Genomic DNA, 24,298 nt, shown 5'->3' on the forward strand with positions numbered 1-24,298 from the left:
TCAGAGACTCCGTTGCAGGATGGATTCAAGCGCCAGCGCCCAGCTGAGCAGCGCGGCATCGTGGCCATGGGTGGCGGCCAGCATCAGACCCACCGGCGCACTGCCGGGCTGATGACAAGGCAGGGAGATGGCGCAGCCGTCCAGCATGTTGATCACGCTGGTGTTGCGCAGCATCAGCAGGTTGACCTGGCGATAGCGCTCCGGGTCGTCGAGTTCGGCGATGGTCGGCGCAATCAGCGGCACGGTGGGCAGCAGCAGGCCATCGAACGGTGCCACCGCCTGCTCCACCCGCTGCCGCCAGTCGGCGCGCTGCTGATACAACAGTTGTGCGTCGGCCTCGTTCAGCAACGCGCCGCGCTCAATGCGCATCCGTACCTGCGGGTCATAACCCGTCGCGTGCGACTGCAGCAGCGACTGATGCCACTGCCAGGCTTCCCAGGCAGTGATGCCGCCACGGGCGTTCATGGTTTCCAGTTCTGCCAGTTCAGACAGCGGCAGCTCGGTGAGCGTGGCACCTTGCGCGCGCAGCTGTGCCAGCGCGTGGTGCCACGCCTGGCTGACCGCGAGATCCAGCCCGTCCAGCACCCGGGTCTGTGGAATCGCAAAGTGCGCCCGCTTGATATCACGCTCTGTCAGCGGCAAAGGCCGATCGGCGATGACGCTGTCGAGCAGCCAGCAGCTGCGCACGTCATGGGCAATTACGCCAATACTGTCGAGTGCCGCCGATAACGGTAGCGTGCCGGCCTGATTGATGCGGCTGGCGCTGGGTTTGAAGCCGGTCAGCCCACACAGCGCCGCCGGTATCCGCACCGAGCCGCCGGTGTCCGTGCCGACCGCCGCGAGGCACATGCCGTCGGCCACCGCCACCGCCGCGCCGGATGAAGAACCGCCGGGAATGCGTTTTTCGCCGCGCTGCCATGGGTTAGCCGGCGTGCCGTAGTGCGGATTAATACCGAGCCCGGAAAAAGCGAACTCGGTCATGTTGGTTTTGCCGGTGATAGCGGCACCGGCCTGTTTCAGCTGCTGCACGATATGCGCGTCGTGCGCGGCGGGCGGCGCATCCGCCAGCACGCGCGAGCCGGCGCAGGTGGGTTCGCCCGCCACATCAAACAGGTCTTTGATGCTGACTGGCAGTCCATCAATCGGGCTGCGCGGCTGCTGCTGTTGCCAGCGCGCATCAGCCTGCTGCGCCTGCTGAACGGCGCTGTCGGCGCAGGTCCGCGTAAACACGCGTGCGCCTTCGCCCGATGGCTGCTCAGCGGCGCGTAGTGCCTGTTGCGTCGCGGCGCTTGCGGTGAGGTCTCCGGCGCGCAGTTGCTGGCTCGCCTGCCATAAGGTGGTCATACGCGTCTCCTCAGGCAATCACCGGCAGCGTGCCGGTGATATAGTGGTGTTCCAGCGTGCGATTCAGCAGCGGATCGTGCAGCGCCATGCGGAACTCGCTGGCCGGACGGATGCCGCCAATCGCGCTCAACGTGCCGCATGACATCGCAAAGCCTTCGCTGACCGGGCGATCGCCAAAGTAGCGCGCCAGCAGATCCCTCGGCGTGAGCAGAGAGTCGAGCGTGCCCTGCTGATAAGTCACCCAGTCGCCATTGACTTTGATCCACGCGCGCAGCTCCAGCCGATCCCAGTGCGGCTCAACCTCTGCCATACGCCACGCATGACCGGCGACCGGCTTAACGCAGGCCTGCTTCGACAGTGCCACGCTGAAGGTTTCCAGGTGACGGTCGGTGTGATCGGAAATCAGCGACACCCAGTATTCGCCGCGATGGAAAAACACAAACGGCTCGGCTTCGCCGGAGGTTTGCTCGCCCACCACTTCCAGCGGGCTGTGCTGCGCCAGCTGCTGGGTGGCTACGCGATAAAACAGCGGGACTGCACCAGGTGCGGGCACGCCCAGCGCCTCCAGCTCCCTGATATGGTGCAGCACCGCCGCCTGGTCGCGGCCAACCCATCCGGCAATGACCAGCTGCTTAATGTCGACATCCAGCACCGGGGCGGCTTGTGAGTCGGTTGTAAAGCGTAAATGCATGCGATGATCTCCTGATGAAAAATGCGTGTGAAATTTCACTGCAATTTCAAGATAGCCATTTTCATGCCAGGTTTTTGTGTAAGATGTCTCAGTACCCCAATAAGGATCTGCGTGATGAGTGATTCAATTGCTGAAAATGTGAAGTCACAGGCCGGACAAAAAAGCGTTTCATTGAATGAACAGGCCTATCTGGCGTTCAGGCATCGCCTGATTACGCTGCGCTATAAGCCAGGTGAATATCTCAATACCGCGCAGGTGATGGAGGATCTGGCAATGGGCCGCACGCCGGTTAACCAGGCGGTACACCGGCTGGCGACCGAAGGGTTACTGCAGATTATCCCGCGTAAAGGGGTGATGGTGGCACCGCTGTCGATTGACGATGCGCTGGAGCTGATTGAAGTGCGGCTGGTAAATGAAGCGCTGTGCCTGCGGCTGGCGACGCAGCGCGTGAATCCGGCGCAGATTGCCCAGCTACAGGCGCTGAATCAGCGCATCGCCGCCGCCAGCGTGGCGCGCGATCGTGAGCAGATGATGCTGCTGGACCGCGAGTTTCATCAGGTGCTGGCTGACATCGCCGGCAACGGTCGTCTGTCAGATATTCTCAGCATCATCCATGCCCAGGCGCAGCGCTTCTGGGCAACCACGCTGTCGAGCGCGCAGCACATGCAGGAGGTGATCGCCGAGCATGACGCAATCATTGCGGCGCTGGCGCAGGGTGACGTAACACGGGCAGAAGACGCCGCGCGCGTGCACATCTATTCGTTCAAGCAGGCGCTGCTGAACGCCTGATTTCAGCCAGGGTAAAACGGGCCGGGACCAACGGATTCACGCATAATCAGCTCGCCGGCAAAGGTTTTGCGGTTACGCATTTCGCCGCCGTCGAGCATCGACACCAGGCGTTCAATGGTCTCCTCGATCATGCCGGTCACCGGCATGCGCACGCTGGCCAGCGCCGGAATGGTATAGGGCGCCAGCGGAATATCGTCGAAACCCAGCACCGCCACCTGCTGCGGCACGCGGATGTTATGCGCCGCCAGCGCTTTCAGCGCGCCCACCGCCATCTCATCGTTACTGGCGACCAGCGCGCTGAACGGTTTACCACGCGCCAGCAGCGTTTCCACTGCCGCCGCCCCGTGCTGCGCCTGCCATTTTCCCTCCACCACCAGTGCGTCATCCGCCACCAGCTGATGCTGCGCCAGTGCCGCGTGATAACCCGCCAGCCGCTCGCGCCCGGTCGGCGAGTCGAGCGATCCGGTGATAAAAGCGATATCGCGATGGCCGAGTGCAATCAGCTGCGCCACCGCCTCGGCGCTGGTGCGCTGCTGATCGGAGTAGATGCAGTAACTGTCGTGCTGACGCAGCCGCCGGTTGATTACCAGAATCGGATGGCGGTGCTGGGCAATGATGCTGTCCATTTCATCAATGGTGAGAAAACGCGGATAGATGATCACGCCATCGCAGCGCAGATCGAGCAGAAACTGAATCGCCGCACGCTCCTCTTCGGCGCTGTGTTTGCCGTCCACCAGCAGTAGCTGACGGCCCTGCTGCTCAAGAATGCGCGCCGAATGCTGCATCATTTCACTGAAATAGCTGCCGGTATACAGCGTGTTGGTGATCACCAGGCCGATGGTCTGGCTGGATTTAGTCGCCAGATTGCGCGCCAGCAAATTCGGCCGGAAGCCGGTCTCGGCAATCGCCTGGTACACCCGATCGCGCTTCTCCTGGCTGACGTAGCCGTTGCCGGACAACACGCGCGACACCGTCGCTTTTGACACGCCGGCCTTTTTTGCCACCTCAAGTATGGTTGCCATGCTTCACTCTGCTTCGCTGCTCATCGCCTCAGTGTACCTAAGCGATGAATAAGACGGGGAATTTTCTTGTCGCCCTGCGCCTGCGGGTGAAGATCCCGTCGCCCGCCAGCCGATCAACATCACAAAATTAAAACGAAGATAGCGATTTTTCTTGTCTGAATGAATGCGCCTGTTCATGATTTTGTGAAACCGGTTTCTCATGAACACATAACAGCCAGACGAAACCGACGTTTCCTCTACCCTACAATCAGAGACAAACATTCATGGCGACCAACTACGCTGACGCCGCACGAGCCATTGTGGCCTCGCTCGGCGGATTAGAGAATATTGAAGCCGTTACCCACTGCATGACACGCCTGCGCTTCGTGGTGAAAGACAGCACGCGCGTCGACAACGCCACACTGAAAGCCATTCCCGGCGTGATGGGCGTGGTGCACACCGACAGTCAGTGTCAGGTGATCATCGGCAACAACGTCAATCTCGCCTTTCAGGAAGTGATGAAACTCGGCACGCCGGGCAACAGCGGCAGCGCGCCGGTGAAACGTAAAATCACGCTGCGCAGTATCGGCGCGGGCATTCTCGATGCGCTGGTCGGCACCATGTCACCGCTGATCCCGGCGATCATTGGCGGATCGATGGTGAAACTGCTGGCGATGATGCTGGAGATGAGCGGTGTGCTGCCCAAAGGCTCGTCGACGCTGATCATCCTGAATGTGATTGGTGATGGCGCCTTCTTCTTCCTGCCGGTGATGGTGGCGGCTTCGGCAGCGCTGAAATTTAAAACCAATATGTCGCTGGCGATTGCCATTGCCGGCGTGCTGGTGCATCCCAATTTTATCGACCTGATGGCCAAAGCGGCGCAGGGTCAGGTGGTGGAATTCGCCTCAGTGCCGGTCACCGCGGTGAAATACACCTACACGGTAATCCCCGCGCTGGTGATGACGTGGATTCTGTCGCACATCGAATACTGGGTCGATCGCTTTACCCCGGCGGTGACCAAAAACTTCCTTAAACCGATGCTGATTGTGCTGATTGCTGCCCCCATCGCCATCGTCTTTATTGGCCCGCTCGGTATCTGGATCGGTAGCGGCATCTCGGCGCTGGTGTACACCATTCACGGTTATCTCGGCTGGCTGTCGGTGGCGATCATGGGCGGTCTGTGGCCGCTGCTGGTAATGACCGGCATGCATCGCGTGTTTACCCCGACCATTATTCAGACCATCGCTGAGACCGGCAAAGAAGGCATGGTGATGCCGTCGGAAATTGGCGCCAACCTGTCACTGGGCGGCTCATCGCTGGCGGTGGCGTTCAAAACCAAAAATCCGGAACTGCGGCAGACGGCATTCGCGGCGGCAGCTTCCGCCATCGTCGCCGGCATTTCCGAACCGGCGCTGTACGGCGTGGCGGTGCGCCTGAAGCGTCCGCTGATTGCCAGCCTGATCAGCGGCTTTATCTGTGGCGCGGTGGCCGGCATTGGCGGCCTCGCCAGCCACTCGATGGCCTCACCGGGCTTGTTTACCAGCGTCCAGTTTTTCGATCCCACCAACCCGATGAGCATCGTCTGGGTGGCTGGCGTGATGGTGCTGTCAGTGGTGCTGTCGTTCATTCTGACGCTGATTCTTGGCTTTGAAGATATTCCGGTGACGGAAACCGCGCCGCGCCCCGGTACGCCGGAAGCGGCAAAGCCGGTCAGCGCGAATTAATAATGGACTGTGATTGAGGTGAGTGATGTCTGAAGTGACATTTCCTGCGGGATTTTTATGGGGCGGCGCGTTAGCCGCCAACCAGTCAGAGGGGAGCTATCGCGCCGGCGGTAAAGGCTTAACCACGGTGGACATGATTCCCCACGGCGAGCACCGCATGGCGGTTAAGCTGGGACTGGAGCCGCGCTTTACGCTGCGCGACGATGAGTTCTATCCGAGCCACGACGCCATCGATTTTTATCACCGCTATAAAGAAGATATCGCCCTGATGGCGGAGATGGGCTTCACGGTGTTTCGCACCTCCATCGCCTGGAGCCGCATTTATCCCAACGGCGATGAGCTGACGCCGAACGCGGCAGGCATTGCCTTCTATCGCAGCGTATTTGAAGAGTGCCGCAAGTACGGCATCGAACCGCTGGTCACGCTGTGTCACTTCGATGTACCGATGCATCTGGTCACCGAATATGGCTCATGGCGCAACCGTAAAATGATCGATTTCTTCGCCCGCTACGCCCGCACCTGCTTCGAAGCGTTTGATGGGCTGGTGAAGTACTGGCTGACCTTTAACGAGATCAACATTCTGCTGCACAGCCCGTTCTCCGGTGCCGGTCTGGTGTTCGCGCCGGATGAGCATCACGAACAGGTGAAATATCAGGCAGCGCATCATGAACTGGTCGCCAGCGCGCTGGTGACCAAAATCGCCCATGAGATCAATCCGCAGAATCAGATTGGCTGCATGCTGGCCGGCGGCAACTTTTATCCGTGGTCCTGCAAGCCGGAAGATGTGTGGGCCGCGTTACAGAAAGATCGCGAGAACTTATTCTTTATCGATGTCCAGGCGCGCGGCGCTTATCCCGCTTACGCCGCCCGGGTATTCCGCGAGAAAGGCGTGGAGATTGTCATGGCGGAGGGCGATAGCGAACTGCTGCGCCACACCGTCGATTTCATCTCCTTCAGCTATTACGCCTCGCGCTGCGCGTCGGCAGAGATGAATGAACAGAACAGCAGCGCCGCCAACGTGGTGAAGTCACTGACCAATCCGCATCTGGCGCGCAGCGCCTGGGGCTGGGGCATTGATCCCCTTGGCCTGCGCATCACCATGAATATGATGTACGACCGCTATCAGAAACCGCTGTTTCTGGTGGAAAACGGTCTCGGCGCGCACGATGAAATCAATGCCAGCGGGGAAATTGCAGACGATTACCGCATCAGCTACCTGCAACAGCACATTCGCGCCATGGGTGAAGCGATTGCTGACGGGGTGCCGGTGATGGGCTACACCACCTGGGGCTGCATCGATCTGGTCGCGGCGTCGACCGGTGAAATGAGTAAACGCTACGGATTTGTCTATGTCGATCGCGACGACCACGGCAACGGCACGCTCAACCGCCTGCGCAAAAAATCCTTCTGGTGGTATCAGCGGGTCATTGCCAGCAATGGCCGGGATTTGGATTTTTAATTAAAAAAATGCGGTGAATGGCGCTGAATGATTGTTCAATTCAGGGCCATTACGCCACCAAGGGAATATCCGGCGGCGCCAGGCAAATCTTTTTGCGAAAAATCTCGCCGCTGCGCTAATTTTGCTGCGGGAATATCCGGCAGAAGCCAGCCTTAATACGCTTATTCTGCTGCGTTTTTATTCATTCCTCTTTTAACTCTCTATTTAAATCCGGTCCTGACGAATTTATTCTACCCTTCCCGATCGCGGTATCAGCGCCTGTACGGCGGTACTCTTTTGTACAGCGCGATGGTACTATTTTCCGGTTGCTGTTCAGAGATAGCGCTATGTTACAACTACAATTAAAGGTGAAGGGCGACAGCCAGCTGCTCTATTTATTGCAGGGCTTACGCGCATTTCTTCCCGTATTTTCTCTCATTTATCTCCTCTGTTTTCCTGCTGCTCAGGCGGCAAACAGTGCGGTTCAGCGTGACGATCAGGCTAACCGCATCGTCAGCGGCATCATCAGTTTTAGCCACTGGCCACAGTTAACACAGCCGCCACAGCTGTGCGTATTCGCGTCAGCACAGCACCTTGCGCAGCCTCAGGGCCCGACGCCGTTCAGCGTGGTGTGGATTAACCAGACCAGCGAACTCAGCCGCCAGCGCTGCGATGCCATTTACTTCGGCGATCAGACGCCGCAGCAGCAAACTGAACTGCTGGCGATGCTACAGGGTAAAGCCGTCCTGTCCATCGCGGAAAACAACCCGGACTGTGCGGTTGGCGCGGCCTTTTGTCTGATCTTTAACCGCGATCACACTGCATTTTCCGTCAACCTTGACTCGCTGGCGCGCAGCGGTGTCAGAGTGAGCCCGGACGTGTTGTTGCTGTCCCGCAAAGGAAGCAAATAAGATGAAGTTTGATAGCATAAAAAAAGATAAATCATCGATTCGCAATAAGTTGCGTCGTATCAGCACCGTCAATGCCGCCGTGATATTACTGCTGTGCTGGCTGCTGCTGACATCGACGTCTTTACTGTTTATTAAACGCTATGAGAAAAGAAACCTCGAACTCATTGCCGCCACACTCAGCACCAGCCTGACCGCCGCGACGGTATTTGAAGACAGCTATGATGCCCGCAACAAAATAGCCCTGCTCGGCAATGAAGGGATGTTTGCCTCCGCGAAGCTGGTCACGGCGGGCAATACCGTACTGGTGGACTGGCACGATCGCCAGCAAGAGAGCGGCTGGTATGAAACGCTACTGCGTCGCTGGATCTATCAGCAGCCGCTGGCGGTGGAAATTAACCACGCCGAAACCCAGGTGGGCCATTTAATGCTGGCCGGCACCGTCAGCGGTGCGGCCGATTTTATTCGCTATTCGGTGATGATTTTATCCATCGGTATGCTGTGCGTGCTGGTGATTTCCTGCCTGCTGAGTGAATTTCTGCATCGCGGTATTTTGCGCTCGCTGCGCAATATCACCAGCGCCATCCATTACGTGATTCGCTCTGGCGATTTCTCGACGCGCGTACCGCAAAATCCGACCAAAGAGTTTCAGCTGTTTTCTGAAGATCTCAACTCGCTGCTGAGTGAAATGCAGACGCTAAAAGCCTCGCTGCTGCGCGATAACCGTTCACTGGCGGCCAAAGCGCTGGAGGATCCGTTAACCGGACTGGCCAACCGCTCGGCGTTTGTTGGCCGCCTGTCGCAGCTGCTGGATCAGCAGCTGGCGCATGAGAATTTTGTGCTGCTGTTTCTCGACGGCGATCGCTTCAAGAGCATTAACGACAACTGGGGCCATGCCGCCGGTGATGAAGTGTTGAAGGCCATCGCGGCGCGCCTCAGCGCGCTGGCGTATCAGGACGATCTGGTGGCGCGGCTGGGCGGTGACGAGTTTGCCATGCTGATCACCAGCCGCACCTCAGAAGCCGATCTGCAGCAGCTGACGGAAGATATTCGTACCGCAATCGCGCAATCGATTGTGATTTCGGAAGGCACGCAGATCACCACATCGGTGACCATCGGCTACGCCTGGTCGCAGCATGGCGATTCGGTGGCGTCGATTCTGGAACGCGCCGATATGCACATGTATAAAAACAAAGGAATGAGTAAGGTACGCGTATGAAACTGAAATCATGTTTGCTGGTTATGGTGCTGGCCTGTGTCGGCTGTCAGTCAACCGGGCGTTTTAGCGACGCGCAGATTAAAGCGATGCGCGACGCCGGCTTCAGCGAAAACACCGAAGGCTGGGGGCTGGGCCTGTCCGATAAAATCCTGTTTGGCATCAATGAATCTGACCTGACGCCCGCCAGCAAAGCCAGCATTGCGCAGATGGCGAAAAGCCTGGCCGCCACCGGCATTGAACATCTGCGCGTTGACGGCCACACCGATAACTACGGCAAAGCGGATTATAACCAGCAGCTGTCGCTGAAACGCGCCAACGCGGTGGCCGATCAGTGGGCCGCCGGCGCGGCGATTCCACGACAAAACATCGTGACGCGCGGGCTGGGCATGAGCGCGCCGGTCGCCAGCAATAACACTGCGCAGGGCCGGGCGCAAAATCGCCGCGTCGCCATTGTGATCACGGCGCCGTAAGCGGGTAATCAGCGCGTCTGCGCATAGTCATACAGGCGATCGCGCGCGAGGTTCTTCATTTTGACTTCGCACATGATGTCGAAGCGATCAAACGACAGCGCCCAGTCATTCAGCGTCTGGTTGAAATAGTAGTCAGAATGGGCGCGCAGCTTCGGCTTTGAGGCGGCGAGTTGCTCCTGATCGGGAAAGCCGCTCTCCGGAATCAACCCTTCCTGGGCGATCGAATAGTGCAGCACCGGCCGCACACCGCGCCACGACTCCAGAATCAGCGCCACGCGCGCATCGCTGGCCTGAATAAACTGATTCTCTTTCACCCAGTGATGGTGAATATCCAGTACCACCGGACACAGCGCACGCGCCTGCAAGACGTCATCCAGCGAGCAGGAAATTTCGTCATTTTCCACCGTCAGCATATTGCGGGCTTCCGGGCTGAGGCGCATAAACGCCGCGCGAAAACCCTCTATACCGCGTTTGCCGTTCATGTGGATGTTGATTTTGAAATCCTGAAACTGCCTGCCGTAGCCCATCAGTACCGCGCACAGCGTGTGGTACTCGACATCCTCCAGCGCCCGATCCACCACGTCATCATTATCCGAAGCCAGCACCGTATACTGGCCGGGATGGAACGACAGCCGAATGTTGTGCGCGCGGGCCAATTCACCGCAGCGGCTAAACAGCGGCTGCAGCTCGGGCAGAATATCGCCATACAGTTCAGTGGCCAGCGGCACGGTGTACAGCGGCAGCAGATCGCTGCCGATGCGCATCATGCGCAACGCATCCGGCTGCTGCGCCAGCTGTTCCAGCGTCAGAGAGAGGTTCTGCAGGTTATTTTGTGCCAGTGTCAGCAGCAGCGTGGCCGCCGCGTTACGCTCCATAGCGAGAAAGCGTGTGCGGGTGGTGGTTTTAAATGGAAATGGCTGTTTAGCCTCAGAATCAAAGTACTTACACGCAAAACCCAATTTCATTATGTTCCCCTTCAGGTCAGCTAGTGAGTCTAGCTGCCGCTGGCAATTATGCGAGGAACGCCGCGTGATTAAACGGGCAGCCGCCTTGCACGGCTGCCCGCACTGTTACACGCTCGGGTAAGTGATATTGCTGCCCGGCGCTTCACGATGCAGATGGATAAAGTTCAGGTGACGCTCGTACTGATCAAGAATGTCGATGATCACCTGCTCCTTGTTGTAGTCCATCAAATCGTTGCCCTGGCTGCCCTCCAGCAGGAAGGTTTCCAGCCGGTAATAGTGCGACTTACCGCTGCGGGCGCGATAGGTAAAGCCCGGCACCGAGTACTGCTGCGGCCACACCTGATAGACGAAATCCTGCTCCTCGCCGAGGTGCACGCGCAGATCAAGGTAGCCCAGCGGCTGGCCCTCTTCCGGCGCAACGCTCTCCAGTGATACGCGACCGCCGCGCAGCTCCAGCTCTTTGGCGACATCCTGCATTGCCGGATAGATCACGGTTTCCATCATCTGCTGGGTATAGCGCGTGCCCGGGTAGTTCATCAGGCGCGACAGCCGCTTTTTCCAGCTCAGACGGTCATTGCTCGCCGGAATATAGGGCGCGGTATCACGGCTGGCGCTGGCGCGGCGGTGATCTTCCACTTTGAGTGATTTATACAGCCCTGCCATCACAAAGAAAATTACGAAGCTGAACGGCAGGCCCATGATCACCGTGGTGTTTTGCAGCGCAGAGATGCCGTTGGTCATCAGCATGCCCATGGTCAGCACGCCAATCGCCACCGACCAGAAAATGCGCAGCCAGTTTGGCGCATCGCTGTTGATGTCTTTCAGCTTCGAGGTGAAGTTCCCCAGCACCAGCGAGCCGGAATCCGCCGAGGTAACATAAAACAGCATGCCGGTAATGGTGGCGACCGAGGCGCTGAACTTAAACGCCGGGTACTGCGCCAGCAGGCTGTAGAACCCGCGCTCGGCATGCGCCATCACTTCCTGGGCAAAACCGGCATCGCCGTGGATGATCTCGTACAGCGCCGCGTTACCGAACACCGACAGCCACAGCAGCGTGAAGGTGAACGGGATAATCAGCGTGCCGAGCACAAACTCACGGATGGTGCGGCCACGGGAAATACGGGCGAGGAACAGGCCGACAAACGGCGACCACGCCACCCACCACGCCCAGAAAAACAGCGTCCAGCTGTTCATCCACTGCGTCGGACGATCAAACGCAAAGGTGTTGAGTGTCATGCCCATAAAGCGGTTGATGTAATCACCGACGTTCAGCACCAGCGCGTTGAGCAGGAAATCCGTCTTGCCCATAAACAGCACAAACAGAATCAGACCAAGCGCCAGCGCGACATTCAGCTCCGACAGGATGCGGATGCCTTTATCCACGCCCGAGGTCACCGAAATGGTGGCGATCACCACCGACAGTACAATCAACGCCATCTGCGCCGTCAGCCCTTCCGGCACATCAAATAACACTTTCAGCCCGTAGTTGAGCTGTACCACGCCGATACCCAGCGTGGTGGCGATACCAAAAATGGTACCGATCACCGCCGCGATATCCACCGTGTGGCCAATCGGGCCGTTAATGCGTTTGCCGAAGATCGGATAGAGCGCGGAGCGAATGGTGAGCGGCAGATTATAGCGGTAGCTGAAGTAGCCGAGCGCGATGCCCATCAGCGCATACATCGACCAGCCGGTCAGACCGTAGTGAAACAGCGTCCACACCATCGCCTGACGCGCCGCTTCCAGGGTCTGCCCGGCGCCTTCCGGCGGCTGCATATACTGGGTGACCGGTTCCGCCACCGAGAAGAACATCAAATCGATGCCGATACCGGCGGCAAACAGCATCGCCGACCAGCTCAGCAGACTGAATTCGGGTTTGGACTGCTCCGGGCCCAGCTTGATGGCGCCGTAGCGTGAACAGGCCATATAGATGACAAAGACGATATACAGCGTCGCGGCCAGCATGTAGTACCAGCCAAAAGTGGACGACACCCAGTTGACGGCGCTTTGAATCCAGCCGGCAGCGAGATCGCTGTACAAAATGGTGACAAGTGAAAATGTCAGAATCAGTCCGGCAGAGGTGTAAAACACCACGGGATTGATTCTGTCTTTTTCACTGGCAGGTGGATTAATCATCGGTTACCTCTGGTTAATTTCCTGTAATTATTCAATGAAGTAGCAGGGCCGTAGCGATCGGCCTTATCGGTATCGTTCTCCTGTTTTCCCTCCTGATTGTCCGGCACGGTTAAGTATTCACCTTCCCGTTGCGCTTTCATAACAACCGAAGCACAGTATCCTAACAAGTTTCTTTTTTATATTGAACGTGCAATCAAAAAAAGTTTTAATAGGGGCCTTACATTGCGGTGGAGCTGGAGTCATGCCAAAGGTGGGAATGCAGCCGATACGTCGTCGGCAACTGATTGATGCGACCCTGAGTACCATTAACGAAGTCGGGATTAATGACGCGACCATTGCGCAGATTGCGCGGCGCGCCGGCGTCTCGACCGGCATCATCAGCCACTACTTCAAAGACAAAAACGGTTTGCTGGAAGCCACCATGCGCGACGTGACGCGTCAGCTGCGTGATGCGGTGGCGGCACGACTGAAACCGCTGACGGGAGCCGGCACCGAAGCGCGCCTGCTGGCGATTGTCGAAGGTAACTTCGACGACACCCAGGTGCACAGCGCGGCGATGAAAGCGTGGCTGGACTTCTGGGCCAGCAGCATGCATCAGCCGCAGCTGGGTCGCCTGGAACGCGTCAGCAGCCGTCGCCTGTTTTCCACGCTCGCTGCCGAGTTTCGCCGCGAGCTGCCGCGTGAGCAGGCGCGGCTGGCCGCGCACGGTCTGGCCTCGCTGATTGATGGCCTGTGGCTGCGCGCCGCGCTGAGCGGCAAACCGTTTGATCTGGCGATTGCCAGAACGCTCACCACCCAATTCATTCGCCAGCAGCTGGCTGGCGCCGCGAATCACTGAGGAAGGAGCAACCATGTCCCGATTCACCGAGCAGCATTTATACATTGATGGTCAATACGTTGCCGCAGCAGCGGGCGACACATTCCAGACCATCAACCCGGCCAATGGCGAAGTGCTGGCCGAGGTCCATGAAGCCGCGCAGGCGGATGTCGATCGCGCGGTCGCCGCCGCGCAAAAAGGCCAGAAAATCTGGGCGGCCATGACGGCGATGGAGCGGTCACGCATCCTGCGCCGTGCGGTGGATATCCTGCGCGAGCGTAACGATGAGCTGGCGGCGCTGGAAACCCTCGACACCGGTAAACCGTTGAGTGAAACCCAGGCGGTGGACATTGTTACCGGTGCCGATGTGCTGGAGTACTACGCCGGCCTGATCCCGGCGCTGGAAGGCCAGCAGATCCCGCTGCGTGATACCTCTTTCGTCTATACGCGGCGCGAACCGCTTGGCGTGGTCGCCGGAATTGGCGCATGGAACTATCCGATCCAGATCGCGCTGTGGAAATCTGCGCCGGCGCTGGCGGCTGGTAACGCGATGATCTTTAAACCCAGCGAAGTGACGCCGCTGAGCGCGCTGAAGCTGGCAGAAATCTACAGCGAAGCCGGCGTACCGGACGGCGTGTTCAACGTGCTGAACGGACGCGGCGCGGTGACCGGTCAGCTGCTGACCGACCATCCGGGCATCGACAAAATCTCCTTCACCGGTGGTGTGGCCAGCGGCAAAAAAGTGATGGCCAACGCGGCCGGCTCCACGCTGAAAGAGGTGACCATGGAGCTGGGCGGCAAATCGCCGCTGATCGTGTTTGACGACGCCGACCTCGATCTCGCCGCCGACATCGCCATGATGGCGAACTTCTACAGCTCCGGCCAGGTGTGCACCAACGGCACGCGCGTATTTGTGCCGACGGCATTGCAGCAGGCGTTTGAAGCAAAAATCGCTGAACGCGTGGCGCGCATCAAAGCTGGCGATGTCAACGATCCGGCCACCAACTTCGGCCCGCTGGTGAGCTTCCCGCACCGTGACAATGTGTTGCGCTATATCGAATCCGGCATCAGCGAAGGCGCGCGCCTGCTGTGCGGCGGTAAACGCATGAGCGGCGCGGCGTTTGATAACGGTGCCTGGGTAGAACCGACCGTGTTCACCGATTGCCGTGATGAGATGACCATCGTACGCGAAGAGATTTTCGGACCGGTGATGTCGATCCTGACCTACGACAGCGAGGAGGAAGTGGTGCGCCGCGCCAATGCCACCGAATACGGCCTGGCGGCAGGTCTGGTCACCCGGGATCTGAATCGCGCGCACCGCGTCATTCACCAGATTGAAGCGGGCATTTGCTGGATCAACACCTGGGGTGAATCCGCCGCTGAAATGCCGGTGGGCGGTTACAAGCACTCCGGTATCGGCCGTGAGAATGGCCTGATGACGCTGCAGAGCTATACCCAGGTGAAATCTGTGCAGGTCGAACTGACCCGTTTTCAGTCGGTATTTTAATCAAGCTTAACCTGAGGAGCGACTAATGGAATTTGATTACATCATTATCGGAGCCGGATCCGCAGGGAACGTTTTGGCAACAAGACTGACCGAAGACAGCAGCGTTAACGTCCTGCTGCTGGAGGCCGGCGGTCCCGATTACCGCTTTGATTTCCGCACGCAAATGCCGGCGGCGCTGGCCTGGCCGTTACAGGGCAAACGCTACAACTGGGCGTACGAAACCGAGCCTGAGCCACACATGAATAACCGCCGCATGGAGTGCGGACGCGGTAAAGGGCTGGGCGGTTCGTCGCTGATCAACGGCATGTGCTACATCCGTGGTAACGCCATGGATCTCGACAACTGGGCGCAGCAGCCGGGTCTGGAAAACTGGACTTACCGCGACTGCCTGCCCTACTACCGCAAGTCGGAAACGCGCGATATCGGTGCTAATGATTATCACGGCGGCGAAGGCCCGGTGAGCATCACCACCTGTAAGCCTGGCAACAACCCGCTGTTCGCCGCGATGATTGAAGCCGGTGTGCAGGCGGGCTATCCGCGCACCGACGATCTCAACGGTTATCAGCAGGAAGGATTTGGTCCGATGGACCGTTTCGTGACGCCGCAGGGCCGCCGCTCCAGCACCGCGCGCGGTTATCTGGATACGGCGAAACAGCGTCCGAACCTGAAAATCATCACCCACGCCACCACCGATCGTATTTTGTTCGACGGAAAACGCGCGGTCGGCGTGCAGTATCTGCACGGCGCCAGCGATACGTCGCACACCGTGCATGCGCGGCGTGAAGTGCTGCTGTGCGCCGGTGCTATCGCCTCGCCGCAGATTCTGCAGCGTTCCGGCGTTGGCGCGGCGGCATTGCTGAAGCAGCACGACATCCCGCTGGTGCATGATCTGCCGGGCGTCGGTGAAAACCTGCAGGATCATCTGGAGATGTACCTGCAGTACGAGTGCAAAGAGCCGGTATCGCTCTATCCGGCCCTGAAGTGGTGGAACCAGCCGAAAATTGGTGCCGAGTGGCTGTTCAAAGGCACCGGTATCGGCGCCAGCAACCAGTTTGAAGGCGGTGGCTTTATCCGCAGCCGGGAAGAGTTTGCCTGGCCCAACATTCAGTACCACTTCCTGCCGGTGGCGATTAACTACAACGGCTCGAATGCGGTAGAAGCGCACGGTTTCCAGTGTCACGTCGGTTCGATGCGTTCGCCCAGCCGCGGTCACGTGCGCATTAAGTCGCGCGATCCGCGCCGTCATCCGGCGATTCTGTTCAACTACATGGCGCACGAGCAGGACTGGCATGAGTTCCGCGATGCCATCCGCATCACGCGGCAAATCATCAACCAGCCGGCGCTGGATAAGTATCGCGGCAAAGAGATCAGTCCGGGGCTGGAGTGCCAGAGCGACGAGCAACTGGATGAGTTTGTGCGCAACCATGCTGAGACCGCTTACCATCCGTGCGGCACCTGTAAAATGGGCAGCGATGAGATGGCGGTCGTGGATGGCGAAGGTCGCGTACACGGCCTGCAGGGGCTGCGCGTAGTCGACGCCTCAATTATGCCGCTGATCATCACCGGTAACCTGAACGCCACCACCATCATGATTGGTGAGAAGATCGCCGACAACATTCGTGGTCGCCAGCCGCTGCCGCGCAGCGAAGCAGACTACTTCGTGGCGGGCGATCGCCCGGTGCGCGGCGAGCCGCTGCGCGCATAAAGCAGTGATATCTCAGGGGGAGAACGTACGGTTCTCCCCTTTTTTTCGCCCTCTTATCTCTCGTCACCCCGCCTGCCATCAAGGCCTGTCAGACTTTACGCCGCACGGTGCTGGCACCCGGGTTGATGTAGCAAACTAACAGTATGTTGTAACTAGAATGCCTTAGCGCCTCTGCTAAGCGCCGGGCTCGTCCAGCGCCAGCGCCTGCAAAAAGCGTTGCAGGATGGTGTTGTGACGCGGGCCCTGGCGCGTAACGAGCGCGATTTGACTGTGGTAATGGAACTGCTGCGGCGCGAGGGCGCGCATCTGCTGTTTCTCCACCCACTGCGCGGCGTAGTGGTCCGGCAGGAAACCGATATAGCGCCCGGTGAGAATGAGAAACGCGATCCCTTCGCGATCGGAAGCGGTGGCACTGCAGTTCAGCTGCTGATGCAGCACAATCGCCTCCGCCGGCATGCGAAACAGCGGCGCTATTGCATCGCAGGCCGCCAGCGCGTGGTGTTCCGGCCGCTCCGCCTGGTTAAACAGCGGGTGCGCGTGGCTGCAATAGAGCTGCGCATGTTCATCATACAGCTGTGCGTACGCCAGCCCGGAGACCGGCGCCGCCATCGGCAGCGCGCCCACGTGCAGGCGTCCTTCCAGCAGGCCACGCTCGATGTCCGCTGCGGTTAACATACTGATGTTGATACGGATCCCTGCCCCGCTCTCCCGCAGCGCCGCCAGTGCATGGGTGAGACGCATGCGCGGCTGCGTCACCAGATTATTGATGATGCCGATGTTGAACTCTCCGCGCAGCTGCTGATGCATCTGGTTCACCTGCTGGCGAAAATCTTCCACCGCCGCCATCATGGTCTCGCTGTGTCGTAAAATTTCACGCCCTTCCTCAGTGAGCGCAAACCCGGCACGGCCGCGCTGGCACAGGCGCATGCCCAGCCGTTTTTCCAGATCGCTCATGTGCAGGCTGATGGCCGAGCGCGTAATGCCGAGCAGGCTTTCGGCGGCAGAAAAGCTGCCGCACTCGCTGACGGTTTTGAAAACGCGCAGCAGTTTGAGGTCAAAGTCGGTCACCTGGGCCAGCGCTTTCTTTTTCATTCAGGTGAGTAAATCCATAAGTGAAGACAAGTTAATTAGCATTTAACTTAACCGGCGGCGGATTGCAAACTCTGCTTAACACATGCCGGAGAAAACCCGATGTCACAGCCGATCAATACCGCCGACCTGAATTTACAGGCGCACTGGATGCCGTTTACTGCTAACCGCTATTTTCAGCAGGATCCCCGTTTTATTGTCGCCGCGCACGGCCACTGGCTGACCGATGGCGACGGCCGCCAGATTTTCGATAGTCTGTCCGGTTTATGGACCTGCGGCGCGGGCCACACGCGCCGTGAAATCCAGCAGGCAGTCGCGCAGCAACTCGGTACGCTGGATTACTCGCCGGGCTTTCAGTACGGCCATCCGCTGTCGTTTCAGCTGGCCGAGCGCATCGCCAGCCTGATGCCCGGCCATCTCAACCATGTGTTCTTTACCGGTTCGGGGTCGGAGTCGGCGGATACTGCGGTGAAAATGGCGCGCGCCTGGTGGCGGGCCAAAGGCCAGCCCAATAAAACCCGGCTGATTGGTCGCGCGCGCGGCTATCACGGCGTGAACATTGGCGGCACCAGCCTTGGAGGAATCGGCGGCAACCGTAAGGCCTTTGGTCAGCTGCTGGAGGTTGATCACTTGCCGCATACGCTGCAGCCAGATCTGGCGTTCACCCCCGGCCAGCCCGCCACGGGCGGCGAGGCGCTGGCGGATGAGATGCTGAAGCTGATTGAACTGCATGATGCTTCGACTATTGCCGCGCTGATTGTTGAACCGCTGTCCGGTTCCGCCGGCGCGATTATTCCGCCGCACGGCTACCTGCAGCGCCTGCGTGAGATCTGTACGCAGCACGATATTTTGCTGATTTTTGACGAGGTGATCACCGGCTTTGGCCGCATGGGACGCTGGAGCGGCGCGGAGTATTTTGGCGTCACACCGGATCTGCTCAACTTCGCCAAACAGATTACCAACGGTGCCATTCCGCTGGGCGGCGTGGTGGCCAGCAGCGAAATCTATCACACCTTTATGTCTCAGCCGCTGCCGCAGCATGCGGTTGAGTTTGCGCACGGCTACACCTATTCGGCGCATCCGGTGGCCTGCGCGGCCGCGCTGGCGACGCTGGACGTGCTGGAAAACGAGGCGCTGATTAGCCAGTCGGCCGAACTGGCACCGCATTTTGAACGTGCGCTGCACGGGCTGCGCGATTGTCCGCAGGTGGTGGATATCCGCAACTGCGGGCTGGTCGGTGCCATTCAGCTGGCACCCCGTGAAGGTGACGCGACCGTGCGGCCGTTTGAAGCGGGCATGGCGCTGTGGAAAGCCGGCTTTTACGTCCGCTTTGGCGGCGATACGCTGCAGTTCGGCCCGATGTTTGATACCCAGCCGGCCGAACTGGACCGGCTATTTGATGCGGTAGGCGAAGCCCTGCACGGCCTCAGATAATCTCAGTGCTGTAGCTGACCGGCTGCGGCGGAATAAATGCCTGCACCGGCGTCAGTTCGCCGCGGTATTTGCGCAGCTGCACCACGGTGATTTGTCCGCTACAGCCCTGCGCCAGCGATGAAGTGCCGATATCCAGCGTCAGCACATTCGGATTGCCGTGGCGACACAGTGGTCGCAGCGCGGTGGGATCGACCGGATCGTACCAGGCGCCGGTCGGCAGCTGCACCACACCCGGCATAATGCTTTCGGTGACGCGAGCGCTGGCCAGCACGTGACCGCGCTGATTGTACAACTCGATAATGTCGCCGTCGGTAATGCCGCGCGCGGCGGCATCGTGCGGATGCAGGCTGCACACCTCACGTCCTTCGCGTTTGCCGCTCAGGCTGTAGTCACCAAAATCCAGCTGGCTGTGCAGACGCGTGGCCGGCTGATTAGCGATCAACCACAGCGGATGCTCCGCATCCGGCTGCTGCTGCGGCGCGCGCCACACCGGATGGCCGGGGCAATTTTCATAGCCAAAGCTGGCGATGGTGGCGGAAAAGATTTCGATTTTGCCGCTCGGTGTCGGTAGCGGTGCCGCCGCCGGATCGGCCCGAAACGCATTGATCATCCGCCCGCCATCTTTCAGCTGCGGCAGTTCAATCACGCCTTGCAGCCAGAACTGGTCGAAGTCAGGAATCGTCACCTGATGCGCGGCCAGTTTTTCCTGCAGCTGCGCATAGTGATGGCGCAGCCAGCCGCGGGCGTCGCGTCCTTCGGTGAATGCCTCTTCACGGCCTAAACGACGCGCCAGTTCAGCAAAAATGGTGTAGTCATCCTGCGCCTGCGCGTAAGGTTGCGCCACCGGCTGCATGGCAAACAGATGACGATCGGTCGGCGCACCGCCGATATCTTCACGCTCCAGCGTCATGGTGGCAGGCAGCACGATATCCGCATGGCGCGCGCTGGCGGTCCACGCGGTCTCGTGCACAATCAGCGTATCCAGCTGGCAAAACGCCTGCCGCAGCCGCGCCAGATCCTGATGATGATGGAATGGATTGCCGCCCGCCCAGTAGGCCAGACGGATGTGCGGATAGGTTAAGCGCCGGCCGTTGTAATCAAATTGCGTGCCGGGATGCAGCAGCATATCGGCGATGCGCGCCACCGGAATCAGCCGGTCAATCCCGTTCCTGCCCTGCGGCAGCGCCGGGAAACTCACCAGATTATGATGCTTACCGTAATGGCCGAGCGCGCCGAGCGCATAGGTGTATCCTCCGCCCGGCAGCCCCGGCTGTCCCAGCGCAGCCGCCAGCACCAGCCCCAGCCATACCGGTTGCTCACCGTGTTCCGCGCGCTGCAACGCGTGCGCCACGGTAACCAGCACGCGCTTGCCGTGCAGCTGGCGGGCAAAATCGGTGATTGTTGCCGCGCTGACGCCACAAATCTCAGCCGCCCACTGCGCGTCGCGCCGCGTACCATCCTCTTCGCCGCGAATATAGGCGACCATTTGCGGCCAGCCGACGGTGTAACGCGCGAGGAAAGCCTCATCGGTGCGCTGCTCGTCAATCAGCACCGACAGCAGACCGAGAATGAAGGCCGCATCGGTACCGGGGCGCAGCGCCAGCCACTCTCCCTGCGCCTCATCGGGCAGATCGCTCTGCAACGGGCTCACCGAAATAAAGCGTGCGCCGCGCTCTGCCGCCTGCTGCATAAAGCCGCGTTCGGTGTGTTCGCTCAGACCTCCGCTTGCCACCTGCGAATTTTTCAGCGCCAGGCCGCCGAACGCCAGCACGATCTCGCTATGCCGGGCGATCTCTTCCCAGCTGACGCCGCGGCGGGCGATCTCATTCATGTCGCCAACGATATGCGGTAACAGCACCGAAGCCGAACCGGAACTGTAGCTGTTCACCGAGCGCACATAGCCGCCCATCACCGTGTTAAGAAAGCGGTGCACCTGGCTCTGCGCGTGGTGAAAGCGGCCGGCACTTGACCAGCCATATGAGCCACCAAAAATGCCTTCCGGCCCATACGCGTCACCGACGCGCTGCAGTTCGCGCGCTACCAGCGTGTAAGCCTGCTCCCAGCTCACCGCCACATAGTCGTCATTACCGCGACGTGGATCTGCGCCGGGCCCATTTTCCAGCCAGCCACGGCGCACCATCGGTTGCGCCACGCGCGCCGGGTGATGCAGGACGTTGTGAAAGTTTTGCAGCAGCGGGCTGGGATCGGGATCGCCGTGAAACGGTTCGATGGTCAGCCGATCGCCCTGCTGGCGGGCAGTAAAAGCACCCCAGTGGGCGCTGTGCATCACCGGTTTTTGCGTCATCATGCTTCCTGGAGTCAAAAATGAAAAACGGTGCTTACAGCACCGTTGCAATAAAGTTTCTTACCCGTCCGTTTTCCGGATCGTCGAGCACCTGCTGCGTCGGCCCCGCCGCCACAATCCGCCCGCCTTCCATAAACACGATGTTATCGGCCACCTCGCGCGCAAAACCGATCTCGTGTGTCACGATCACCATGGTGATGCCGGAGTGCGCCAGCTGTTTGATCACCTGCAGCACTTCACCCACCAGTTCCGGATCGAGCGCAGACGTGGGCTCATCAAACAACATCACGCCGGGATCCATTGCCAGCGCACGGGCGATCGCCACGCGCTGCTGCTGACCACCGGAGAGATTCTGCGGCCACTCTTCTTCGCGCCCGGCCAGCCCCACCTGCTTAAGCAGCGACAGCGCTTTGCTGGTCGCCTGCTGGCGGCTCTGTTTTTTCACCCGCATCGGCGCATCGACAATGTTTTGCAGTACGGTGCGGTGCGGGAACAGGTTGAACTGCTGAAACACCATGCCGATTTCGGCACGCTGACGCGCAATCTCGCTGCTGCTCAGCTCGTGCAGCGCATGGCCTTTCTGCTTGTAACCAATGATCTCGCCACCGATACGAATCGTGCCGCCATCCAGTTTTTCCAGATGATTAATGCAGCGCAACAGCGTCGATTTGCCTGAGCCGGACGGTCCGAGGATCACCGTCACCGAGCCGGCCGGGATATCAAGATTAACTTCATCCAGAATAGTGACGCCGGAAAAACGTTTGGTCACCTTACGTAAGGCGATCGCTTCAGCCATTGCTTACGCTCCTTTCGGCTTTAGGCGCGGAGAAACCGGGCAGCGACTTGAGTAAACTGCGCTTTTCGCGGCGCGTGACGCCACGGCCAAAGTAGCGCTCGACATAGAACTGACCAACCGACAGTACCGAAGTCATCAGCAGATACCACAGCGTCGCCACCAGCAGCAGCGGGATCACTTCATAGGTGCGCTGATAGATGATCTGCGCCGAAAACAGCACATCCTGCAGGGAGATCACCGATACCACCGCCGTGGTTTTCAGCTGGCCGATGATTTCGTTACCGGCCGGCGGCATGATGGCGCGCATCGCCTGCGGCAGTACGGTATGACGGAAAATCTGCGCCGGACGGTAACCCAGTGCACGGGCGGCTTCCAGCTGGCCGTTGCCAACGCTCTGAATCCCGGCGCGCACGATCTCAGCCGCATAGGCAGACTGATGCATTACCAGCGCGATCACCGCCGCGCTGAACGGGCTGACCAGCGCATTGGACTGAGTACTCCAGATCTCACCCAGACCCGGCAGCGACAGCGAAATGGTCGGGTACAGCGCCGCGATGTTGTACCAAAGGAACAGCTGTACCAGCATCGGCACGCCGCGGAAAAACCAGGTATAGAACCAGCTGACGCCGACCAGCACCGGGTTGGATGACAGGCGCATCAGCGCCAGCACCGTGCCAAAGGCGAAGCCCAGCACCACCGAAATCGCTGTCAGCTGCAGCGTCATCAGCACGCCCTGCAGGATTGACTCGCCAGTGAAGTTTTCCGCAATCACGCCCCATTCGAAGCGCGGATTGTTGATCATCGAATGCGCCATCGCCACCACGCACAACAGTACCACCAGCGCACTGAGCCAGCGTCCATAGTAGCGTTTGCCGACGATTTTCAGATCGTCGGTGTGGTCGTGAAAGTCACTCATTGAAAGATATCCTGATTACGTTTTGACTCTTTAACCGCGCCAAAGCCGATGCCCCAGTTATCCAGGATCTTCTGGTAGCTGCCATCTTTAATCAGCGAGTTCAGCGCTGCCTGTACCGCAGGTTCAAGCGCGGAATCTTTCGGGAAGGCGACCGATACCGGCGCATCATGCACGGTGATTTCGCCGCTCATGGTCAGCGGTTTGATCACTTTCACCTGCCACAGCAGGCCTTCGTACGGACCGAGGAACATCGGCACACGCCCGCTGACCACGGCCTGAACACCCGCCGGGCGATCCGGGAACACTGACACTTTAATCGGTTTTTTCCCGGCCGCTTCACAGGCTTTGCTGGCCTCTTCCAGACGGGTCACCTGAGTGGTGCCGGAACCGGCGCCGACTTCTTTACCGCACACCTCGTCGAGGGTTTTGAACGGCGCGACGTTGGCGTCTTTCCGCGAAATAATGCCGAGACGGCTGGCGTCGTAGTAACTCACGAAGTCGATAATTTTGGCGCGCGCCGGCGTGGCGTTGATGTTGGACAAGGCCACATCGTAGCGGCCGGTTTTCAGTCCCGGAATGATGTTGTCGAAGCCGCCGGTGTCACGCCACTGCACCTGAATGCCGAGACGCTCACCGACCGCGTTCATGATGTCAATTTCACGGCCGGCCAGCGTTTTATTGTCTTCTTTATAGAAGGTGGTGGGCGGCGTGTTGGGGTTGGTTCCTGCCACAATATAGCCGCGCTTCGCCACGTCGGCGGGCACCAGGCTTTTCAGCGCGGCATCAGCCTGAACATGCAGTGAGCTGTCGGTTGGGACGGATTGTTCGGCGGCAAACGCGGTGTGCGCACTGAGAGCGAGTGCGAAAAGGGTGATACCTTTTGCGAATTTCACTGGAACCTTTCTCCTGATATTTAAAATGTTTCCCGGCAGGGAAAAGGCGTCGAGGTAGCGATGTATTTTTCCCTTTGCCCATGTCGCGTAAAGCCGCGCGGCGCAAAGGATTGTCATCCTCTAAACGTCCCGCAGCCATTCTCTGGAAGAT

At 59.3% G+C, this 24,298-nt stretch carries 20 protein-coding genes; 10 read left to right on the plus strand and 10 right to left on the minus strand.

Translation table 11 applies throughout. From position 1 onward, the window contains the following. Entirely contained in the window at window positions 1-1,344 is a 1,344-nt protein-coding gene (locus tag F3I21_RS12760) for an amidase (protein ID WP_150059066.1), read from the minus strand. A gap of 10 nt (window positions 1,345-1,354) precedes the next feature. Beyond that, a complete protein-coding gene (locus F3I21_RS12765) occupies window positions 1,355-2,035 on the minus strand; it encodes a DUF2848 domain-containing protein (protein ID WP_058758814.1) in 681 nt (226 codons plus the stop codon). Between the two features lie 114 nt (window positions 2,036-2,149). Between F3I21_RS12765 and F3I21_RS12770 the strand changes: the two genes are divergently transcribed. Continuing rightward, window positions 2,150-2,824, plus strand: a complete 675-nt coding sequence (locus F3I21_RS12770) for a GntR family transcriptional regulator (protein ID WP_150059067.1) — start codon at window positions 2,150-2,152, stop codon at window positions 2,822-2,824. A gap of 2 nt (window positions 2,825-2,826) precedes the next feature. On the opposite strand, the gene F3I21_RS12775 is transcribed toward F3I21_RS12770, so the two are convergent. Continuing rightward, complete coding sequence (locus F3I21_RS12775; RefSeq protein ID WP_150059068.1) at window positions 2,827-3,846, minus strand: LacI family DNA-binding transcriptional regulator; 1,020 nt, start codon at window positions 3,844-3,846, stop codon at window positions 2,827-2,829. A 263-nt stretch (window positions 3,847-4,109) separates the two neighbouring features. On the opposite strand from F3I21_RS12775, the gene ascF reads away from it, so the two are divergent. From ascF to F3I21_RS12800, 5 genes are all read left to right on the plus strand, one after another. Continuing rightward, window positions 4,110-5,549 carry a PTS cellobiose/arbutin/salicin transporter subunit IIBC gene (gene ascF, locus F3I21_RS12780; protein WP_150059069.1) on the plus strand — a complete coding sequence of 480 codons (1,440 nt, stop codon included), beginning with the start codon at window positions 4,110-4,112 and terminating at the stop codon, window positions 5,547-5,549. Window positions 5,550-5,574: 25 nt separating this feature from the next. Beyond that, window positions 5,575-7,008, plus strand: a complete 1,434-nt coding sequence (locus F3I21_RS12785) for a 6-phospho-beta-glucosidase (protein WP_021509520.1) — start codon at window positions 5,575-5,577, stop codon at window positions 7,006-7,008. 326 nt (window positions 7,009-7,334) lie between these two features. Next, window positions 7,335-7,898 carry a YfiR family protein gene (locus F3I21_RS12790; protein WP_058775074.1) on the plus strand — a complete coding sequence of 188 codons (564 nt, stop codon included), beginning with the start codon at window positions 7,335-7,337 and terminating at the stop codon, window positions 7,896-7,898. Between the two features lies 1 nt (window position 7,899). Continuing rightward, window positions 7,900-9,114: a diguanylate cyclase domain-containing protein gene (locus F3I21_RS12795; protein WP_058770539.1), complete on the plus strand. Its 1,215-nt coding sequence runs from the start codon at window positions 7,900-7,902 to the stop codon at window positions 9,112-9,114. Then, window positions 9,111-9,584 (plus strand): OmpA family protein, encoded by a 474-nt coding sequence (locus F3I21_RS12800; protein ID WP_150059070.1) that lies wholly within the window; start codon window positions 9,111-9,113, stop codon window positions 9,582-9,584. Before F3I21_RS12795 ends, F3I21_RS12800 begins: the two co-directional genes overlap by 4 nt. Window positions 9,585-9,592: 8 nt before the next feature. On the opposite strand, the gene F3I21_RS12805 is transcribed toward F3I21_RS12800, so the two are convergent. Together F3I21_RS12805 and F3I21_RS12810 are read right to left on the minus strand one after the other, a co-directional pair. Further along, window positions 9,593-10,549 (minus strand): UV damage endonuclease UvsE, encoded by a 957-nt coding sequence (locus F3I21_RS12805; RefSeq protein WP_058758822.1) that lies wholly within the window; start codon window positions 10,547-10,549, stop codon window positions 9,593-9,595. Window positions 10,550-10,654: 105 nt separating this feature from the next. Continuing rightward, window positions 10,655-12,685: a choline transporter gene (locus tag F3I21_RS12810; RefSeq protein ID WP_021509525.1), complete on the minus strand. Its 2,031-nt coding sequence runs from the start codon at window positions 12,683-12,685 to the stop codon at window positions 10,655-10,657. Window positions 12,686-12,926: 241 nt separating this feature from the next. Between F3I21_RS12810 and betI the strand changes: the two genes are divergently transcribed. Genes betI through betA form a run of 3 tightly spaced genes read left to right on the plus strand, consistent with a single transcriptional unit; the run spans window position 12,927 to window position 16,714 of the window. Beyond that, window positions 12,927-13,523, plus strand: a complete 597-nt coding sequence (betI, locus tag F3I21_RS12815) for a transcriptional regulator BetI (RefSeq protein ID WP_150059071.1) — start codon at window positions 12,927-12,929, stop codon at window positions 13,521-13,523. 13 nt (window positions 13,524-13,536) lie between these two features. Beyond that, a complete protein-coding gene (gene betB, locus F3I21_RS12820; RefSeq protein ID WP_104187214.1) occupies window positions 13,537-15,009 on the plus strand; it encodes a betaine-aldehyde dehydrogenase in 1,473 nt (490 codons plus the stop codon). A gap of 25 nt (window positions 15,010-15,034) precedes the next feature. Then, entirely contained in the window at window positions 15,035-16,714 is a 1,680-nt protein-coding gene (gene betA, locus F3I21_RS12825) for a choline dehydrogenase (protein ID WP_150059072.1), read from the plus strand. A 174-nt stretch (window positions 16,715-16,888) separates the two neighbouring features. On the opposite strand, the gene F3I21_RS12830 is transcribed toward betA, so the two are convergent. Further along, window positions 16,889-17,806, minus strand: a complete 918-nt coding sequence (locus tag F3I21_RS12830; protein WP_150059073.1) for a LysR family transcriptional regulator — start codon at window positions 17,804-17,806, stop codon at window positions 16,889-16,891. 99 nt (window positions 17,807-17,905) lie between these two features. On the opposite strand from F3I21_RS12830, the gene F3I21_RS12835 reads away from it, so the two are divergent. Continuing rightward, window positions 17,906-19,237, plus strand: a complete 1,332-nt coding sequence (locus F3I21_RS12835) for an aspartate aminotransferase family protein (RefSeq protein WP_150059074.1) — start codon at window positions 17,906-17,908, stop codon at window positions 19,235-19,237. Here F3I21_RS12835 and F3I21_RS12840 read toward each other — a convergent pair. From F3I21_RS12840 to F3I21_RS12855, 4 genes are read right to left on the minus strand one after another with little or no spacing between them, the layout of a single operon-like run. Then, on the minus strand, window positions 19,230-21,542 hold the full coding sequence (locus tag F3I21_RS12840) for a molybdopterin-dependent oxidoreductase (protein WP_058758828.1): 2,313 nt from the start codon (window positions 21,540-21,542) through the stop codon (window positions 19,230-19,232). The genes F3I21_RS12835 and F3I21_RS12840 overlap by 8 nt on opposite strands. Before the next feature lie 34 nt (window positions 21,543-21,576). Further along, entirely contained in the window at window positions 21,577-22,338 is a 762-nt protein-coding gene (locus F3I21_RS12845) for an amino acid ABC transporter ATP-binding protein (protein WP_021509532.1), read from the minus strand. After that, a complete protein-coding gene (locus F3I21_RS12850) occupies window positions 22,331-23,254 on the minus strand; it encodes an amino acid ABC transporter permease (protein ID WP_021509533.1) in 924 nt (307 codons plus the stop codon). The genes F3I21_RS12845 and F3I21_RS12850 overlap by 8 nt, the downstream gene beginning before the upstream one ends. Beyond that, a complete protein-coding gene (locus F3I21_RS12855) occupies window positions 23,251-24,147 on the minus strand; it encodes an ABC transporter substrate-binding protein (RefSeq protein WP_021509534.1) in 897 nt (298 codons plus the stop codon). The genes F3I21_RS12850 and F3I21_RS12855 overlap by 4 nt, the downstream gene beginning before the upstream one ends. Window positions 24,148-24,298 lie beyond the last annotated feature (151 nt).

The organism is Pantoea sp. B_9, from assembly GCF_008632015.1.
Lineage (GTDB): Bacteria > Pseudomonadota > Gammaproteobacteria > Enterobacterales > Enterobacteriaceae > Pantoea > Pantoea dispersa.